Annotated in this window: 25 protein-coding genes; 15 read left to right on the top strand and 10 right to left on the bottom strand. The window is 60.9% G+C overall.

All coding sequences use genetic code 11. From position 1 onward, the window contains the following. Positions 1–58: 58 nt before the first annotated feature. The 3 genes from GH983_RS15195 to GH983_RS15185 are packed head-to-tail and all read right to left on the bottom strand — an operon-like array spanning position 59 to position 1,661. The gene (locus GH983_RS15195; RefSeq protein ID WP_153762835.1) at positions 59–685 is read right to left on the bottom strand and encodes a glutathione S-transferase family protein; all 627 of its coding nucleotides are present in this window, start codon (positions 683–685) and stop codon (positions 59–61) included. Continuing rightward, positions 685–1,356: a Rieske (2Fe-2S) protein gene (locus tag GH983_RS15190; protein ID WP_153762834.1), complete on the bottom strand. Its 672-nt coding sequence runs from the start codon at positions 1,354–1,356 to the stop codon at positions 685–687. The genes GH983_RS15195 and GH983_RS15190 overlap by 1 nt, the downstream gene beginning before the upstream one ends. Next, positions 1,353–1,661: a hypothetical protein gene (locus tag GH983_RS15185; RefSeq protein WP_246727407.1), complete on the bottom strand. Its 309-nt coding sequence runs from the start codon at positions 1,659–1,661 to the stop codon at positions 1,353–1,355. The genes GH983_RS15190 and GH983_RS15185 overlap by 4 nt, the downstream gene beginning before the upstream one ends. Before the next feature lie 89 nt (positions 1,662–1,750). Between GH983_RS15185 and GH983_RS15180 the strand changes: the two genes are divergently transcribed. After that, a complete protein-coding gene (locus tag GH983_RS15180) occupies positions 1,751–2,608 on the top strand; it encodes an aromatic ring-hydroxylating dioxygenase subunit alpha (protein ID WP_054147936.1) in 858 nt (285 codons plus the stop codon). A 63-nt stretch (positions 2,609–2,671) separates the two neighbouring features. Here the strand turns inward: GH983_RS15180 and GH983_RS15175 are convergent, their stop codons facing one another. Further along, entirely contained in the window at positions 2,672–2,869 is a 198-nt protein-coding gene (locus tag GH983_RS15175; RefSeq protein ID WP_054147937.1) for a CsbD family protein, read from the bottom strand. 218 nt (positions 2,870–3,087) lie between these two features. Between GH983_RS15175 and GH983_RS15170 the strand changes: the two genes are divergently transcribed. Next, positions 3,088–3,441, top strand: a complete 354-nt coding sequence (locus tag GH983_RS15170) for a YqjD family protein (protein ID WP_054147938.1) — start codon at positions 3,088–3,090, stop codon at positions 3,439–3,441. A gap of 2 nt (positions 3,442–3,443) precedes the next feature. Further along, complete coding sequence (locus GH983_RS15165; RefSeq protein ID WP_054147939.1) at positions 3,444–3,887, top strand: hypothetical protein; 444 nt, start codon at positions 3,444–3,446, stop codon at positions 3,885–3,887. A gap of 51 nt (positions 3,888–3,938) precedes the next feature. On the opposite strand, the gene GH983_RS24125 is transcribed toward GH983_RS15165, so the two are convergent. Continuing rightward, positions 3,939–4,136 carry a NepR family anti-sigma factor gene (locus GH983_RS24125; protein ID WP_069043327.1) on the bottom strand — a complete coding sequence of 66 codons (198 nt, stop codon included), beginning with the start codon at positions 4,134–4,136 and terminating at the stop codon, positions 3,939–3,941. Positions 4,137–4,288: 152 nt separating this feature from the next. On the opposite strand from GH983_RS24125, the gene GH983_RS15160 reads away from it, so the two are divergent. The 5 genes from GH983_RS15160 (at position 4,289) to GH983_RS15140 (ending at position 7,840) form a co-directional block, all read left to right on the top strand. Continuing rightward, a complete protein-coding gene (locus GH983_RS15160; protein WP_153762833.1) occupies positions 4,289–5,044 on the top strand; it encodes a response regulator in 756 nt (251 codons plus the stop codon). Between the two features lie 99 nt (positions 5,045–5,143). Then, positions 5,144–6,121, top strand: coding sequence for a sensor histidine kinase (locus GH983_RS15155; protein WP_082347547.1), 978 nt, complete (start codon positions 5,144–5,146; stop codon positions 6,119–6,121). A 45-nt stretch (positions 6,122–6,166) separates the two neighbouring features. After that, on the top strand, positions 6,167–7,228 hold the full coding sequence (locus GH983_RS15150) for a putative zinc-binding metallopeptidase (protein ID WP_153762832.1): 1,062 nt from the start codon (positions 6,167–6,169) through the stop codon (positions 7,226–7,228). 88 nt (positions 7,229–7,316) lie between these two features. Continuing rightward, positions 7,317–7,646, top strand: coding sequence for a hypothetical protein (locus GH983_RS15145; protein WP_236759282.1), 330 nt, complete (start codon positions 7,317–7,319; stop codon positions 7,644–7,646). A 2-nt stretch (positions 7,647–7,648) separates the two neighbouring features. After that, complete coding sequence (locus tag GH983_RS15140) at positions 7,649–7,840, top strand: hypothetical protein (RefSeq protein WP_153762831.1); 192 nt, start codon at positions 7,649–7,651, stop codon at positions 7,838–7,840. Positions 7,841–7,916: 76 nt separating this feature from the next. Here GH983_RS15140 and GH983_RS15135 read toward each other — a convergent pair whose 3' ends face one another. After that, the gene (locus GH983_RS15135; protein ID WP_069043330.1) at positions 7,917–8,081 is read right to left on the bottom strand and encodes a DUF1328 domain-containing protein; all 165 of its coding nucleotides are present in this window, start codon (positions 8,079–8,081) and stop codon (positions 7,917–7,919) included. A gap of 170 nt (positions 8,082–8,251) precedes the next feature. On the opposite strand from GH983_RS15135, the gene GH983_RS15130 reads away from it, so the two are divergent. Together GH983_RS15130 and GH983_RS15125 are read left to right on the top strand one after the other, a co-directional pair. Beyond that, positions 8,252–8,461 carry a NepR family anti-sigma factor gene (locus GH983_RS15130; RefSeq protein WP_040299467.1) on the top strand — a complete coding sequence of 70 codons (210 nt, stop codon included), beginning with the start codon at positions 8,252–8,254 and terminating at the stop codon, positions 8,459–8,461. After that, positions 8,458–9,024, top strand: a complete 567-nt coding sequence (locus GH983_RS15125; protein WP_153762830.1) for an RNA polymerase sigma factor — start codon at positions 8,458–8,460, stop codon at positions 9,022–9,024. The genes GH983_RS15130 and GH983_RS15125 overlap by 4 nt, the downstream gene beginning before the upstream one ends. Here GH983_RS15125 and GH983_RS15120 read toward each other — a convergent pair. Continuing rightward, complete coding sequence (locus GH983_RS15120; RefSeq protein WP_153762829.1) at positions 8,992–9,390, bottom strand: hypothetical protein; 399 nt, start codon at positions 9,388–9,390, stop codon at positions 8,992–8,994. The genes GH983_RS15125 and GH983_RS15120 overlap by 33 nt on opposite strands. 122 nt (positions 9,391–9,512) lie before the next feature. Here GH983_RS15120 and GH983_RS15115 point away from each other — a divergent pair, with 122 nt between their 5' ends. Next, a complete protein-coding gene (locus GH983_RS15115) occupies positions 9,513–10,268 on the top strand; it encodes a Crp/Fnr family transcriptional regulator (RefSeq protein ID WP_082347554.1) in 756 nt (251 codons plus the stop codon). Positions 10,269–10,338: 70 nt separating this feature from the next. Here GH983_RS15115 and GH983_RS15110 read toward each other — a convergent pair whose 3' ends face one another. Then, positions 10,339–10,503 carry a DUF1328 domain-containing protein gene (locus GH983_RS15110; protein ID WP_069043333.1) on the bottom strand — a complete coding sequence of 55 codons (165 nt, stop codon included), beginning with the start codon at positions 10,501–10,503 and terminating at the stop codon, positions 10,339–10,341. Between the two features lie 262 nt (positions 10,504–10,765). On the opposite strand from GH983_RS15110, the gene GH983_RS15105 reads away from it, so the two are divergent. The 3 genes from GH983_RS15105 to GH983_RS15095 all read left to right on the top strand — a co-directional run bounded on the left by GH983_RS15105 (position 10,766) and on the right by GH983_RS15095 (position 14,699). Then, positions 10,766–12,337, top strand: coding sequence for a Re/Si-specific NAD(P)(+) transhydrogenase subunit alpha (locus GH983_RS15105; protein WP_153762828.1), 1,572 nt, complete (start codon positions 10,766–10,768; stop codon positions 12,335–12,337). Positions 12,338–12,358: 21 nt separating this feature from the next. Continuing rightward, positions 12,359–13,858, top strand: a complete 1,500-nt coding sequence (locus tag GH983_RS15100; RefSeq protein WP_153762827.1) for an NAD(P)(+) transhydrogenase (Re/Si-specific) subunit beta — start codon at positions 12,359–12,361, stop codon at positions 13,856–13,858. A 130-nt stretch (positions 13,859–13,988) separates the two neighbouring features. Further along, a complete protein-coding gene (locus GH983_RS15095) occupies positions 13,989–14,699 on the top strand; it encodes an outer membrane protein (protein WP_194842727.1) in 711 nt (236 codons plus the stop codon). 66 nt (positions 14,700–14,765) lie between these two features. Here GH983_RS15095 and GH983_RS15090 read toward each other — a convergent pair whose 3' ends face one another. Beyond that, positions 14,766–15,608, bottom strand: coding sequence for a fumarylacetoacetate hydrolase family protein (locus GH983_RS15090; protein ID WP_069043335.1), 843 nt, complete (start codon positions 15,606–15,608; stop codon positions 14,766–14,768). 74 nt (positions 15,609–15,682) lie between these two features. Then, on the bottom strand, positions 15,683–16,417 hold the full coding sequence (locus tag GH983_RS15085; RefSeq protein ID WP_153762825.1) for an SDR family oxidoreductase: 735 nt from the start codon (positions 16,415–16,417) through the stop codon (positions 15,683–15,685). Between the two features lie 134 nt (positions 16,418–16,551). On the opposite strand from GH983_RS15085, the gene GH983_RS15080 reads away from it, so the two are divergent. After that, positions 16,552–17,352, top strand: a complete 801-nt coding sequence (locus GH983_RS15080; RefSeq protein ID WP_069043337.1) for an IclR family transcriptional regulator — start codon at positions 16,552–16,554, stop codon at positions 17,350–17,352. Positions 17,353–17,379 lie beyond the last annotated feature (27 nt).

Below are 17,379 nucleotides of genomic sequence, written 5' to 3'. Positions count from 1 at the left end.
GCGAACCTCCCTGCTGGTCCTCCGACCTAGCCGAGGCGTTTTCGGCCAGCAAGGCAGGTCAGTGGTAATCCGGTACGCCCGGCATGGTGATGAAGCCTGGAAGCGCGCGGAAGCGGCGTAGCCAACGACGAAGGGCCGGGTATTCGTCGTGGTCGGTGTCGCAGTCGCGCGACAAAGCGAAGCTCGGTAGGAGTGCTAGATCTGCGAGTGTCGGGGTATCGCCGACGAACCAGTCTGATCCTTCGATCTGCCGCAGCGTCATGTGGTCTTCCATGATGCGGAAGGCTTTGCGCGCTGCCTTGAGGTCTGCCTCGCTTGCGCCCTCAGAGGTGAAGAGAGCGGCCTCGCGGGCGTCGACGGCGGGCTTCAGTTCGCGGCCGGAAAAGCCCAGCCATTGCTGGACGCGGCCGAAATTTTTGGGATCGACCGGCAGCCAGGCACTGTCAGGCGCATGGGCGCGGACGAGGTAAGCGAGGATCGCAGCGGTGCCGAAGAGCCTGACATCGCCGTCTTCGAGGATCGGCAACGTGCCGGTCGGGTTGAGCGTCAGCATATGCGGCTTTTCCTGCTCGCGGCCGGGTGCCTTGTCGATGGCAACCGTTTCGAAGGAGAGGCCGAGCATGGAGAGGAGAAGGCGAACGCGAAAGCCGTTTTCGTCGAGATGGTAATCGTAGAGCCTGATCATCAAGCTGCCTCCACCATCTGGGCTTCAACGCGGTTGCGCAGCTCCGTTGCCCAGAGGATCAGGTCGCGGCGAAGGGCTGCGGCGGTGTGTCCGGTCACCGTGATGTGCAAGGCGGCCCGGCCGGCGTTGCGGGGTTGGGCTGCGATCAGGACGGTCACGTCGTTCCCTTGCAATGTCACTGTGCCGGTCTCGCTCTCGACCGGCCGGTACCCCTCGGGTGGGGCTGCCGTCACCGCCAGCAAAGCCGCGTTCGTCGACAGGTCGAGGAAGAGGCTGCGAACGGGTTCAGCCGTCTCGGGTAGTGTCGAGAGCTCGGCCGCATCTGCTCCGTCCGGCGCCATCCAGACAATGCCGGCGCGTTCGGTTGCGGCAAAGGTCGGGACCTTGATGGTCTGGGGTACCTCGAGATCGGGATGGGCCGGGATGTAGCGACATTGGCCTGACGTGTCATAGCGCCAGCCGTGATAGAGGCAGGCGATGTGGTCGCCGCGCACGAAGCCGAAGCTCATGCGCATGCCGCGATGCGGACAGCGGTCCTCCCAGACGTGGATTTCGCCCTCGTCGTCACGCCAGACAACACGTTCCTCGCCGTTAACGAGCGTTCCGGCGGAGGTGCCGGTTTCGATGTCGGCGGAGAGGGCAACGGGGATCCAGGGAGAGGCTGATGTCATGATGCGGCCTTTGCGGGCAGGTCTTCGTCGGTTTGAAATCTTGATACGTCGAGCACGATGCTGTCATAGGGACCAAGGCTAACAGCCATTTCGAAGGCGTCGATCAGGGCTTCCGGGCCTGATAGTGTCAGGCGACAGCGATCGTGGTCGCAGGCCGCAATCGTCAGCCCGAGCGACAGGCGTGCCGCGCGATGTTCGGCAAACGCAATGAAGCCCTGCGGCTCCAGCCTCCCGGAAAAGGTGAAGCCGACGGTCATATGGTCGGCTTTCGCCGTCATCGGATGGGGATCAGTGTTGCCTTGCAATTGTGCGCGCTCTAATTTTTGGGCAATCTAGCGGCGGGCGAGATCGGGTTTCAAGCGGTTTCTCCCGTGCTCCAGAGGAAAGACAGATTATGCAGAACGGTATCGACAAGGCGTCGCTTGATCAGTGGTATGTGCTCGATACCGAGGCGGTGATCCCGGTTGGTCGATCGCAGAACCGGCTGCTCGGGACGGATCTCACCGTCGTCAAGCAGGCGGATGGGGCGATCGAGGTCTTTGCCCAGGGGCGGGCGGAGCCGCTGCCGCTACGCCATCGCTTCGGCTTTCTCTGGGCGACACTGGGCCAGCCCGAGCGCGAGATCTTTCCGCTGCCGGAGGCCGACGAGCCTGATAGACGCTATGTGCCCTGCGGTGTGGTCACCGTGAAGGCATCAGGTCTTCGCATCGTCGAGAACTTTCTCGACATGGCGCATTTCCCCTTCGTCCATACCGACGTTCTCGGCGCCGAGCCGCATACGGAAGTGCAGAGCTATGATGTCGAGATCCGGCGCGAGGAAGACGAGGTCTGGGCGACCAACTGCACCTTCTTCCAGCCGCAGGCCGCTCTGTCTGCGTCTGACGGCATTACCACACAATACATGTACCGGGTGATGACGCCGTTCACCACGATCCTCTACAAGACATGTCCCAACGCCACCAATCGCTGGGATGTCATCGGGCTCTTCGTCCAGCCGCTCGATCCGGGCCGCTGCCGCGCGCATCCGATCATGTATCTGATCGACGATGTCTCGACGACGACGGAGCTTATCCATTTCCAGCAGATGATCTTCCTGCAGGACCGGATCATCCTGGAAAACCAGCGGCCGGTGCTTCTTCCGCTGGAGCCGCGCAAGGAGATCCCGACTAGGGCAGATGCCTCGTCCATCGCCTATCGTCGGTGGCTCAAGGAAAAGGGTGTGACCTACGGCGCAAGCACGGTGGCTGCCTGAGGCACAACAAAAAACCCGGAAGCAGGTGCTTCCGGGTTCCGGGCATTCTAAAACCTGTCAGTCTCAGCTGCGGCTCATCCAGTCGTCGATCTCGCGATCGGCTTCTTCCTGGGTCTTGCCATAGGCAGCCTGGATCTTGCCGGAGAGTTCCGTGCGCTTGCCGGCGATGACGTCGAGATCGTCACCGGTCAGCTTGCCCCACTGGCTCTGGGCCTTGCCCTTGAACTGTTCCCAATTGCCTTCGATCTGATTCCAATTCATCGGATTTCTCCCGTGTTGGTGAAATGTCGAGGCGTGATGTCCTCGGCGCTGAAAACGTCGGCGGCCGGACGGAAGTTCCACTGTCCAGTAAGGGGCGCGTCAAGATTCGGGTCGGCCTTGCCATGGCTAAGAAAAGCCCGGGTACATGATGGAACACTCGCCCTGTCTCGGCGTTCTTGTTGTGAACTGCATTTCATGAACAAGCGAAGGAGAATTCCATGGCCCAGGTACCGAGCGCCTCCAAAAGCAAGATCGAAGCGACGGCAAACGATTTCGCGGACCGCATCGAAGACACGGCGAATACGGCGGGTACCGCAACCAGCGGTGACGTCCAGGCCGACCTCGAGGCCCTGCGCCGCGATATCGCTGCGCTGACCCAGACCGTTGCCTCCTTCGGTGGCGGCAAGATCCGTCAGGCCGGTGAAACCTCGCAGGAGTACATCGACAGCGCGCGTGAGCGCTTCATGAATGCCGAAGAAGACATCGAGGCCTATGTTCGCGCCAAGCCGCTTCAGTCGCTCGCCATGGCAGCCGGCGTCGGCTACGTCCTTGCGCTTCTCAGCCGGCGCTGATCATGCTGCCACTCCTTAGACAACTAGGCATCGTCGCCTTTGGCAAGGTGCGGCCGACCGCCAACAAGGTCGGGCGCTCAGTGATGGCGGGTGCGATCGCCGGTGTGTTGGGGCTGACGACCTATGTCGCGCTGCTTCTGGCGCTCGGATTCTACCTGAGCGGCGTGATCGGTCCAGTCTATGCGGCTCTGGTCATTGCTGGCGTGACGGCGCTTTGCGCCATCATCGTCATTGTCGTGGTTCAGGCTATCAACCGTCGCGCCGAGCGGCGCATGGAAGCCCGTCAAAGGGCTGCAAGGGCACGGCTGCCTGATCCGATGACGCTGCAGCTATTGGCCGGTGTGCCGGCGCTGATGAAGGGACGGTCCCTGCTGACTGCCGCGGCGATTGCAGCGGTCGCCTACGGGGTCGCCAAATCGCAAGGTATCGGCAGCGATCGTGATTGACGAGCGCTTTTGATTGCAGGCTGGGCTTTTCGAAGCCCGGCCGTCGACATGTCAGGGTTTCCTGGACCTGGCTTCTGCTTCCGCGTCGTGAAGCCTTTCAAGCAGGTCGAGAAGATGTGAGGGAGTGCCTTCTTCGACGATGCTGTCGTAGTATCCACGAAGCTTTGAAGCTATGAGCGCGTTCGTGTTTTGCCGCTTTGCCTCGGACAGTTTCTTCGATTTGTTTCCATCCGGAGGGCCTTCAGCCATGTCTGTCCAGTTCCGTCAGTTTGCCAAGCGAGACGACAATTAACGTGATAAGCCCGAAGAGGCAAAAAAGTTCCAAAGACGATGGAACATTTTTTTCCGAGCCGCGTTTTCTGCCGAGTCCGCACCTTTATCCATTTCGATTGGAGAACTGCATGTCCCTTACTGCTCGCGCCGTCACCGGTTCGCAGACTTCCGGAGATGCCTATGTCGCAGCGGTCCTGGAAGCGCTGATCGCCGACATCTCCATTTTTCCCGACACTGGTGATGACCGTGTCGCTCTCTACAAGCTGTTCGTGACGATCTACGATTCAACCAAGGTCGAGCTTCCGCAGATCACCTCGCCCTTTGCCTGGGAAAAGCGGGCCGCCGCCAACCTTGCATCGGTGCCGACGCGCGCGCGCCACGCCTTCCTTCTGATCACGGTCGAAGGCTTCACCACCTCTGAAGCGGCCAGTGTGCTGAGCGTCGGCGAAGCCGAATTCAACGTGCTCTTCAACGAGGCCTCGATGGAAATCTCCCGCCAGGTGGCCACCGATATCATGATCATCGAAGACGAGCCTCTGATCGCGCTCGACATCGAGCAGATGGTCGAAGACCTCGGTCACCGCGTGACCGGCATCGCCCGTACCCATGCCGAAGCCGTCGATCTCTACAAGCGTACCAGCCCGAAAATGGTCCTCGCCGACATCCAGCTTGCGGATGGAAGCTCGGGCATCGATGCCGTGAACGACATCCTCAAGGTCGATAGCATCCCGGTCATCTTCATCACGGCATTCCCGGAACGTCTGTTGACCGGCGAGCGTCCGGAGCCTGCCTTCCTGGTCACCAAGCCGTTCAACCCCGACATGGTCAAGGCTTTGATCAGTCAGGCGCTTTTCTTCAACGAGCGCGTGACCGAGCAGGCTTGATATAGCTCTTTTGGGGCATAGGTTAGAGCGAGGAATGGACCGGCAGACGGAGCCGGTCCCAGATGCCGATAATGGCGGAGCAGGCAATTGGTACATCGGTTGACATGGTTTGAACCTCAGCGCGGCGACGAACAGCTGCGGGAGTTCTTCATAACCGCGCTCATCGATATGGGCGCCAGCCTCACCCTTCAGGATAAAGATGGTACCTATGTCTGCATCACCTCGCTGCCGGCTCGCTGGCGGCTGGCGGCGGGCGCAACTCCGTCCGACGACACGATCTTCGGGCCGGAGATCGGGCAAAAGCTCGCTGAGCTGAAGTCCGGGCTCGATAAGGCCGGGGATCATGCGGAGCTCGAGATCGAAGCTGGAGACGATACTTTCTTCGAATTCCGCTGCCGCATGGTCGAGATGGCGGATCACGATTTGCATCTGATCACCGTCGTCATCGATCGCACCGAAGACCGGCGTCGTGAAAGGCTTTTGCGCGCACTGCTGCGGGAAGTCAGCCACCGGTCGAAGAACCTTCTCGCCATCATCCAGAGCATCGCATCCCAGACGGCCCGTTATTCCGGGACGCTGGACATGTTCCTCGGAAAATTCCGGGGCCGGCTGCATGCCCTGTCCCAGTCGCAAGACCTGATCACCGACTCCAGCTGGCGGGGGGCCTATTTCCGCGATCTCCTCAAGCAGCAGGTCGATCGCTACGTTCAGGAAAACGCCGATCTGGTCCATGTGTCCGGCGACGACGTTCTTCTGACACCCAATGCTTCGCTGCATATCGGGCTTGCCCTGCATGAGCTGGTGGTCAATGCCGTCAGCCATGGCGATTTCCTGCAGCGGCGTCAGCCGATCGAGGTCTCGTGCCGGAAGCTCGAAACGCCCGCGGGTCCGGTGGTGGTGATCGTCTGGTCCGAACCATTCACCGCGCGCGAAAACGAAGAAGTCAAGGCGGCCCGCTTCGGCAGCACCGTGCTGGAACGCGTTGTTCCATCTTCGGTGAACGGCGAGGCGCATCACGAACTGACGGACGGACAGGTGCGGTACGAACTGCGCTTTCCGCTCGAGATCTTCGACTGATCCTTTGGCGCCCCCGCGGGTGTCCCTTCATGGAAAGATACGGTCATGCGCCTGTTCAGTTGCAGCAACTGCTCGAACGTCGTGCATTTCGAAAATGACGGCTGCGTCACATGCGGCGCGCGTCTGGCCTTCCGTCCGACAAGTCTCGACATGGTGGCACTGGATGCTTCTGGCACGCATGTACTGAACCAGGGTATGACGGCAACTGGTAGCACTCGGCCTTGCGCCAATGCAGCCCTCGGTGGGTGCAACTGGCTCGTTGAAGATGAGGACGACAGCGGCTTTTGTGTCGCCTGCCGGCACAATGTCACGATTCCGGATCTGTCGGTGCCGGAAAACCTGCAAAACTGGCAGAGGATCGAGCTTGCGAAACGCGGGCTGTTCTACTCGCTACTGCGGTTCAGGCTGCCGCTGGTGACGCGTAAAGCCAATCCCGAGCAAGGTCTGGGGTTTGAATTCCTCGCAGACGATCCGGCAGACGGCAGTGACGGACCAGTGCTGACCGGTCATGCCGAGGGCCTGATCACGCTCAACATCGCCGAGGGTTCCGACGCAGAACGTGAGGCACGGCGTGTGGCGCTCGGAGAGCCCTTCCGCACTCTGCTTGGCCATTTCCGCCATGAGGTGGCCCATTATTACTGGAATGTCCTTGTGCGGGACAGGAATGCCTTCGAGGCCTTCCGGAGTGTGTTCGGCGACGAGCGGGCCGATTACGGTGAGGCTCTGAAACGCCACTATGCCGAGGGGCCCCCGCTAGGCTGGGAGAACAGCTTCATCTCGGCCTATGCCGCGAGCCATCCTTGGGAGGATTTCGCCGAGTCCTTTGCCCATTACTTCCACATCGTCGATGCACTCGACACGGCGGATGCCTTCGGCCTCAGAACCAATCCCGATGTCGAGGCCGATCTGCCGGCGATCGAGTTGACGCGAACCTTCGACAGCTATGGCATGGGCAGTGCAGGCGCCCTGATCCGCGCCTGGGTGCCGCTGACGCTGGCGATCAATAGTATCAATCGCAGCATGGGGCAGCAGGATCTCTATCCCTTCGTGCTGTCCGAGCCGGTGATTGGCAAACTCCACTACATTCATGGCCTGATTCGCTCATAAACCCCGGCAGAACAGGCGTCTCACGCCGTTGTTCCCGGAACTGTCGTGCAGTCTTCGCGTTAACCTTCAGGTAACACGGAGAACGATCATGAACAGTATGGCTGCCCTAATGGTCATTGTGGCCTGCCATCCGCAAGACACCACCTGTCTGCAGGACCCGGTCGCTGTTATCTCCTATGATACGGACGAGGCTTGCTATGGCGCGCTGCCGAAAGAACTTAAGCGCGCCCGGGCCATGGCTGAGATCATCTATGGGGATTGTTTCCCCGTGAGTGCCGATCTGGTTGCTGGTCGAAACATCCGTCAGACGATCGACCCGAACAAGCTCGCGGTGCTCGGCGCACCTGTTTCAACCGCGGGCCCTGCCGAAGCGCAGGCCTTGGTGCCGCCCGTCCCAGCCGAACGTTATGGAGAATGAAGATGAAGCCCGATGCCTCGGCGGAACCTAAGTCCGTCAATATCGACTCGCAGAACCGCCATATCGCACAGCAGGCTGGCCTCGACCAGGACCTCGAATCTCAGGTGCCGCCCCGCTACGGCCCCTTCACCGTCACGACGCTCGGCGTCATTCTCGTCCTGCTATTCGCCGCTGTCGTCTGGATCATGCTCTGAGCTTTGATCCGAATTTGTCCCATGAAAAAAGGCCGCTTCTTCGGAAGCGGCCTTTTTTGCTAGGTTAGTTTCCCGTTCACGCCTGACGGAAGAGCCGCATGGCGAGCGAAATGAGGAAGAGAATGATGAAGATACCGAAGAGGATCTTGGCGATACCAGCCGATGCGCCAGCGATGCCACCGAAGCCGAGGACGCCAGCGATCAAGGCGACGACCAGAAATACGAGTGCGTAATAAAGCATATTGGGTTCTCCTGTTTCGATGCCGGTTGAACGTTGGCTACCGGGCTTTGTTCCATCGGGGTCACGGTTTCGAGAGCGGCGCAGCGTTGAAATAAAATAATTGCATCTTCGGGAACCTTCTGCGCCCTTTGGCGTTGTCAGGCGACACTGTTTCAAACCCGTTGGACCAAATGACAGAACATTCGAAGAAAGCGCCGGCTACGAACGGGCTGCCTGGAATGGCCGCCTTTCATCCCGGCGTGTCCGCGCAATTGCGCGAATACTATCAATCGGTACAGGAAGAAGGGATTCCGGATCGGTTCCTCCAGCTCCTGGAGCAACTGGATGTGGCCGAACGCCAGGCCAGTGAGTCCACTCGCATCAAGGACAATGCTCGATGACCGTTGACGAGAAGTCGATCGACCGCTCCTTCAAGCGCGACCTCTTGGCAGCGCTTCCAAACCTGCGTGCCTTCGCCGTATCGCTGACCGGCCGACATCACGTCGCCGACGATCTGGTGCAGGACACGATCATGAAGGCATGGGCGAAGCAGGATCATTTCGAGCCCGGCACCAACATGAAGGCCTGGCTGTTCACCATTCTTCGCAACGAATTCTATTCGCAGATGCGCAAGCGTGGCCGCGAGGTCTCCGACACCGACGGCATCTTCACGTCGCAGCTCTCCACCCATCCCCAGCAGTATGGTTCACTCGACCTGCAGGACTTCAAGCGTGCACTCGATCAGTTGCCAAGCGATCAGCGTGAGGCGATCATTCTCGTGGGCGCCTCCGGCTTCGCCTATGAAGAAGCCGCCGAGATCTGCGGTTGTGCCGTGGGCACCATCAAGAGCCGCATCAATCGGGCGCGCAACAAGCTTCAGGAGATCCTGGGTGTGAGCGGCGAGGGCGATTACGGCCCCGATGCGCACAGCTCAGCGGTCATCAAGAAGGCCTTCGCCGTCTGAGGGCCCGTGACCATACGCCGCTTTCAAAACCGCCGCAGCCAGTTCATGGGCCTGCGGCGGCTTTGTGACCAGCGGATGAGCGGTCACGATGCTTGGGATGTCGGTGAAATGGCCGTAGGACGACAGAAAGACCGGCTTCGCGCCGGCTTTCATGATCAGGTCTGCACGTTCCACATTCAAGGCCTCGTGCAAGACTGCGTCGATGATCACCACATCGAATGCGGTCGTTTGTACGGCCTCCGCCAGGCGGGCCAGCGGGGCGATGGTCACATCGCAAGGCAGATCGTCGAGAAGAATGCGCTCCACCTCCATGGCAATCAGATACTGGTTCTCGGCAACGAGAACGCGGAGCGGCGCAGTCATCATGGAACTTCCTTTTGTCAGGAGCGCGTTATGGGACGTGCCCCGACGAGCGTCATTTAAAAAAGACATGTGCAGCCTTCATTGTTCCAGCCTGGAACAGCATGACGGACAAACGAGGTTATCCCGTGGCAATTGAACCGCGTCACTCTCCCATTCGCATCAGCTGTTTCGAATGTCCCTTGCGGCAGATGAAACGGTTCCGCCCCTTCACTGAAGCGGAACTGGAGTTTGTCTCCACCTTCAAGCGTGGCGAGCTCGCTGCCGATCCCGGGACCACGGTCCTCGTCGAAGGCGCGCGCAGCGCACATCTCTACACCGTGCTTTCCGGTTGGGGCTTTCGCTACAAGATCCTCGAAGACGGCCGACGGCAGATCCTGAACTATATCGTACCCGGTGACATGATCGGCTTGCAGGGCGCAGTGATGGCCGAGATGCAGCATTCGGTGGAAGCATTGACACCCATGACGCTCTGCGTCTTCGAAAGAAGTCGCCTGTTTTCCCTGTTCGAGTTGCATCCGGGGCTGGGCTTTGATCTCACCTGGCTTGCCGCGCGCGAAGAGTCCATTCTCGACGAACATCTGCTCAGCATCGGACGCCGGTCTGCGCTGGAAAGGGCTTCCTACCTCCTCGCTTTCCTGTTCGACCGTGGGATGAATTCCGGCATTCTCGGCGACAATCACCGCCACATTCCCGTGACGCAGATGCATTTTGCCGACACGCTCGGGCTCTCGATTGTCCATACTAACAAGACGCTGAAGAAGCTCGCCGACCGGGGGCTCATTCGCTGGCGCGAGCGGGGCTGCGACATCGTCGACCCGCTCGGCCTGCAGGAAATTTCCGGCTGGACCCCGGACGAGCAAAGGGTCAGGCCCCTGATCTGATCGGGGCGAACAAAAAGGCCCGCATCGCCTGGGTAGCGTGCGGGCCTTTTCACGTCTGGGTAAACTCTCGTCAGGCGACGATGAGGACGCCCGTGAAAAGCGCAATGATCATGACGATCAAGACGATGAAAATCAGGATCTTGGCGACGCCGGCCGAGGCGCCGGCCACGCCCCGAAAACCGAGCAGGCTTGCGACGGCGGCGATCAGAAGAAGGATGAGGATCCATTGCAGCATGTGGGTCTCCTTGGTGCGTTGTTCCCGTGGGAAACAGGGCCAGCGGTCAATTGTTCCATTGAGTGTCGGCGGGAGCCGCGCGTGTGCGCTGCAACAAAAATCGGTTTAAGCGGATAAGCCTAGGGACAAAACCGTCATTTGTTCTCGGAGCTGGACTAGACAGGGGGCCTTAGTTCTGGTCGTGTCCGCGATCGGAGAGTCCTTCGACTTTGGGCGAAGGACAGTAGGTAGAACCCGTTCGAACGGAGTTTGGGAGATGGGATTGAAGATCGGATCGCCAAGGGAGATTTATGCCGGTGAGGCCCGCGTCGCGATGACGCCGGACAGCGCCACACAGTTGCAGAAGCTCGGCTATGAATGCGTGATCGAAAGCGGTGCAGGCAAGGCTGCGGGCTTGTCCGACGACGCCTATCGCGCCGCCGGCGTGACAGTGGTCGAAACGGCCGCCGCGCTTTACGAAACGGCCGACATCATCGCCAAGGTGCGTCCGCCGGAAACGGCTGAAGTCGATCGTCTCGGACCTGGCAAGACCCTGATCTCCTTCTTCTATCCGGCCCAGAACACGGCTCTGCTCGAGCAGGCCAAAGACAAGGGCGCGACCGTCGTTGCCATGGACATGGTGCCGCGCATCAGCCGCGCCCAGAAGATGGACGCCCTATCGTCGATGGCCAATATCGCCGGCTATCGCGCCGTGATCGAGGCCGGCAACAATTTCGGCCGCTTCTTCACCGGTCAGGTGACGGCGGCTGGCAAGGTGCCGCCGGCCAAGGTTCTGGTGATCGGTGCAGGCGTCGCCGGTCTGGCCGCGATCGGCACCGCGACTTCGCTCGGCGCCATTACTTATGCCTTCGACGTCCGTCCTGAGGTCGCCGAGCAGATCGAAAGCATGGGCGCGCAGTTCGTCTATCTCGAATTCGAAGCAACGCAGGATGGCGCTGCAACGGGTGGTTATGCAGCCCCGTCGTCGCCGGAATTTCGCGAAAAGCAGCTTGCCAAGTTCCGCGAACTGGCGCCCGAGATCGACATCGTTATCACTACCGCCCTGATCCCGGGCCGGGATGCTCCGAAGCTCTGGCTGGCTGACATGGTCGCCGCAATGAAGCCCGGCTCCGTCGTCGTTGACCTCGCGGCAGAACGCGGCGGCAATTGCGACCTGACCGTGCCGGATCAGAAGATCGTCTCCGAGAACGGTGTCACCATCGTCGGCTATACCGACTTCCCGAGCCGCATGGCCGCTCAGTCGTCGACGCTCTACTCGACCAATATCCGCCACATGATGACCGATCTGACGCCGGCCAAGGACGGCGTTGTCGCGCACAACATGGAAGACGATGTCATCCGGGGCGCCACCGTCACCAAGGACGGCGAGATCACCTATCCGCCACCGCCGCCAAAGATCCAGGCGATCGCGGCTGCCAAGCCCAAGGAAAAGGTGAAGGAGCTCACGCCCGAGGAGAAGCGGGCGCAGGAAATCTTGGCCTTCAAGACCCAGACCCGCAACCAGGTGGCGATGCTGGCCGGTGGCGGTGCGCTGATCCTGCTTGCCGGTCTTTATGCGCCAGCCAGCTTCATGAGCCACTTCATCGTCTTCGTGCTCGCCTGCTTCGTCGGTTTCCAGGTGATCTGGAATGTCAGCCACTCGCTGCACACGCCGCTGATGGCGATCACCAATGCCATCTCCTCGATCATCATTCTGGGTGCCCTGATGCAGATCGGGTCCGGTAACTTCCTGGTTATCATCCTCGGTGCGCTGTCGGTCCTGATGGCCGGCATCAACATCTTCGGCGGCTTCATGGTGACACGGCGCATGCTTGCCATGTTCCAGAAGTCTTGAGTTAGGGGAGGGGACACACACATGGAATACGGATTCACCACAGCGGCCTATGTCGTCGCAGCCGTTCTCTTCATCCTGTCGCTCGGCGGTCTGTCCGGCCAGGAAAGCGCCAAGCGCGCCGTCTGGTACGGCATCGTCGGCATGGGGCTTGCCGTCGTCGCAACGCTTTATGGTCCTGGTGCGGGCAACTGGTTCGTCTCAGTCGTCATGATTGCCATTGGCGGTGGTATCGGCTGGGTCGTTGCCCAGCGCGTTCAGATGACGGAAATGCCGCAGCTCGTGGCCGCCATGCATTCGCTGGTCGGTCTCGCCGCCGTCTTCATCGGCTTCAATGCCGAAATCGAGATGTGGCGCATCGCCAGCACACTAGCCGACGCCGGGCTCACCGGCTGCGATCCGCTGAGCGCTGCGGCCTGTGCGGCCCAGGCCGGTCAGGCGACGCTGTATGGCGATTTCGGCGGCTTCGCCCTGAAGATTGCCGAGAAGACCAGTGCCGAGATCGCCGTTCTGAAGATCGAGGTCTTCCTCGGCGTCTTCATCGGTGCCATCACCTTCACGGGCTCTGTGGTCGCTTATGGAAAGTTGGCGGGAAAGGTCAACACGACGGCCAAGCAGCTGCCGGGCGGTCATATGCTCAACGCCGCTGCCGCCCTTGGCTCTCTGATCCTGCTGGTACTTTACTTCCAGGGCGCCGGCAGCTGGACGCTGATCCTGATGACGCTTCTGGCGCTGTTCATCGGCTACCACTTGATTATGGGCATCGGCGGTGCCGACATGCCGGTCGTCGTGTCGATGCTGAACAGCTATTCCGGCTGGGCGGCAGCGGCCATCGGCTTCTCGCTGTCGAACGATCTCCTGATCGTCGTCGGCGCGCTGGTCGGTTCGTCCGGTGCCATCCTCTCCTACATCATGTGCAAGGCGATGAACCGCAGCTTCGTCTCGGTCATCCTCGGCGGCTTCGGCGGAACCACGGGACCGCAGATGGAAGTCGTGGGCGAGCAGATCGCGATTGACGGCGATGGTGTCGCCAATGCGCTCAATGATGCGGACTCGGTCATCATCATCCCGGGTTACGGCATGGCAGTCGCCCAGGCACAGCAGTCGGTGTCGGAACTGACCCGCAAGCTGCGTGCTTCCGGCAAGACGGTGCGCTTTGCGATCCATCCGGTTGCCGGCCGTCTGCCGGGCCACATGAACGTGCTGCTCGCCGAAGCCAAGGTTCCCTATGACATCGTGCTGGAAATGGACGAGATCAACGAAGACTTCCCCGAAACGGATGTCGCCATCGTCATCGGCTCGAACGACATCGTCAACCCGGCTGCCCAGGAAGACCCGAACTCGCCGATCGCTGGCATGCCGGTTCTGGAAGTCTGGAAGGCAAAGCAGGTGTTTGTCTCCAAACGCGGCCAGGGCACCGGCTATTCCGGCATCGAGAACCCGCTATTCTACAAGGAGAACACGCGCATGTTCTACGGTGACGCGAAGAAGTCGATCGACAGCATCCTGCCGTTGATCAAGTAAGCTTCGGATCAGATCGAAACTGTAAAGCCGGGTGGTGACGCCCGGCTTTTTTCTTCCATGGGTTGCTAGGAAAACCGGACGTTAACCATAGGCCACTTAGATGGTGGCCAGTGTGATCGCAGGAGTTTTCGTGAGCATCAGGTTGTTTCTTGCCGGTATTTCTGCCGGGTTTATCACAACGGCAGCGACGGCAGCCGACCTTAATTCATCTAATGCACCACTACCGCTGCCGCCACAGGGCGATGTCGCTGATATCATTCACGACTGGGCCGGCGGCTATATCGGTGTTGTCGGCGGTGGCGCCGTCGGCGAAGTGGAAACGCAGACCGGCTCGGGCACGCTGTTTTCCGAAACGCCCTTGCGCGGCGGCCTCGCCGGCGTGACTGCGGGCTATAACATCCAAAACGGCAACATGGTCTATGGTGTCGAGGCGGATGTTTCCTGGGCGAAGATTAAGGGCGACAAGGCCTGTGCAGGCTTCCCCTCCCAGAACTGCTACTACGAGCTGGGCTGGCAAGGTACGGCGCGCGCGCGCGTCGGTGTGGCCATGGACCGCACGCTTCTATATGTGACCGGTGGTCTCGCCGTGGCCGGTGGCAAGGGCGGCGTCGATCCGGTGGTCGGCGCGATCAACGGGCAAGACCAGCAGACCTATTTCGGTTACGTCGCCGGCGTGGGAGCTGAATATGCCATGACCGATGCGCTGAGCTTCAAGGCTGAGTATCTTTATACCGATTACCGTCAGCGCACCTCGCCGCTCGGGACTGTCAGCCCGACGGATAGCTACAAGTCCGACCCGTCGAGTCACCTGATCCGGGTTGGCGTCAATTACAGGTTCTGATTGCGCATCGCCTGAAAACAAAAAGACCCCCGCCACGTTGGCGGGGGTCTTTGTTTTAGAGGTTGATCAAGCATCCGCCTTGAACGTCTGCTTCTGCGTGCCGAGACCCTCGATGCCGAGTTCGACGACGTCGCCGGCCTTCAGGAACTGCGGCGGCTTCATGCCGAGGCCGACGCCCGGAGGCGTGCCGGTGGAGATGATGTCGCCAGGGTGGAGGCTCATGAACTGGCTGAGGTAGGAAACGACGTGGGCGACGCCGTAGACCATGGTCTTCGACGAGCCGTCCTGCATCATCTTGCCGTTGACGGAGAGCCACATCTTGAGGTCGTGCGGGTTGGCGATCTCGTCCTTCGTGACAAGCCAGGGGCCGATCGGGCCGAAGGTGTCGCAGGATTTGCCCTTGGTCCATTGGCCTGCACGCTCCGTCTGGAAGGCGCGTTCGGAGACGTCGTGGGAGACGCAGTAGCCGGCGACATAATCCATCGCGTCCGCTTCCGAGACGTATTTTGCGGTCTTGCCGATGACGACGCCAAGCTCGACTTCCCAGTCGGTCTTCTCCGAACCGCGGGGGATGAGCACGTCGTCGTTCGGACCGCAGATGGCCGAGGTCGCCTTCATGAAGATCACCGGCTCCGGCGGCACGGCAGCGCCCGTCTCAGCGGCGTGGTCGGAATAGTTGAGGCCAATGCAGATGAACTTGCCAGTGCCAGCGACGCAGGCGCCGATGCGATCGACGGCAATCTCCGGCAGGGAGGCTGAATCGATGGCTGCGATCTTTGCCAGACCTTCCGGCGAGATGGCGGCGCCGCCGATGTCTGCGACGTGGCCCGAGAGGTCGCGGACCTTGCCGTCCTTGTCGAGTATTGCAGGCTTTTCCTGACCCAACGGGCCGACGCGCATCAGTTTCATTGTCTTCTTCCTTCCTGAAGGTGGCGGCTCAGCCGCTGAGTGTCTTGCTGTTTGCAATGCCGTATGGGCATTGCTCAGATCGTCCAGCCGCCATCAATGGCAAAGGCCTGGCCCGAGGTATAGGTGGCGCCGGCGATGTAGACGGCGAGGTCGGCGATTTCTTCCGGCGTGCCCAGCCTGCCCATGGGTTGACGGGCGATGAAGGCCGCGCGCGCGGCGTCATAGTCCCCTTGTGCGCGCATGCGGTCCTGCAACGAGGGGCTTTCGACGGTGCCGGGGCAGATCGCGTTGCAACGGATGCCCTGCGTCACATAGTCGGCGGCGACTGACTTGGTGAGGCCGATGACGGCTGCCTTGGTGACGGTATAGGCGAAACGGTTCGGCACGCCTTTGATTGAACTCGCGACTGAGGCCATGTTGATGATCGAGCCGTCGCCGCGCTCGAGCATGGCCGGCAAAACGGCGCGGATGGTGCGGATCATCGCGCGGACATTGAGATCGAAGGCAAAGTCGAGATCCTTGTCGGCCATGTCCAGGACCGTTCCGCCATGCACGACACCTGCGCAGTTGAACAGCACGTCGAAGGGCCCGGTCTCGGCCACCACGGCCGTCACCGCCTGCTCATTCAGGACGTCGAGCTGGCGCGTCGTGATCCCAGCTTCGCCTTCGAGCGTCGCCAGGGCGTCCGTGTTGATGTCCGTCGCGACGACGGTCGCACCGGCGCGGGCAAAGGCGATGGCGCTCGCGCGGCCGATGCCCTGGCCGGCGGCCGTCAGCAAAACATGCTTGTTCTTCAGGGGCAGGTTCATCCTCGTGGCTCCTCCAGCCGATCCCTCGTCACGCGACCCTTGCATATTCCGGCCGGCGATGCGAGCATCATTCATATGCAAAACATTTATTCATAAAGGTCAAGAGTGGTTCGGGACTGCGAGGAGAGACATGCGTGAATGATGTGGATCAGGACCGTTACCGGGCGCCTGCGCTCGACAAGGGGCTCGACATTCTTGAACTGCTTGCGGGTGTCGATGGCGGCTTGGGCCAGGCAGATATCGCCAAGAAGCTCGACCGTAGCCCAAATGAATTCTACCGGATGCTCGATCGGCTGGTGAAACGCGGTTACGTCGCGCGGCTCGATGGCGATCGCTACGTTCTGACGCTCAAACTGTTTGGCCTTGCGCAGTTACATGCGCCAACGCGGCGGCTCGCTTCGCTCGCCATGCCGCTGATGCGGGAACTGGCGGAAGTGACCCGGCAGGAGAACCATATCGTCGTCTACGACCGCGGCCATCCGGTCGTCATCGCCCAGCTCGAGGCGCCGGGCTATTGGGGCATCTCGATGCGGGTCGGCTCGCGCATGGGCCTTTTCGATACCGGGTCCGGCCATGTGCTTCTTGCCTATCGAAGCCCGGAGGTCCGCGCGATGATGGTGGCGGAGCATGTGGCCAGCGGCGGACCGGAGGGGCGCATGACCGAGGCCTTTGCTCGCCACCTCGACGAAATCCGTGCGCGCGGCTACGAGATGATGCCGAGCGCCCAGACTGCCGGCGTCACCAACCTGTCGGCCCCGATCCTCGGCGCGGACGGCGAGGCACTGGGCGCGCTGACCGTGCCGTATATCGGTATCATCAATGCGCCCGAGGCGCCCGATATCCCCCATACGCTTGAAGCACTGCGGGAAACGGCACGTCGGATTTCCGCACTGGCGGGCGCCGGTCTTGGTGCGGATGCCCCAGATATAACCTGAATCTCTCAAGGCCTTGGGAGGGGCCAC

Source organism: Agrobacterium sp. MA01 (genome assembly GCF_009650195.1).
GTDB lineage: Bacteria > Pseudomonadota > Alphaproteobacteria > Rhizobiales > Rhizobiaceae > Allorhizobium.
This window is presented reverse-complemented; position numbering and strand designations above follow the sequence as displayed.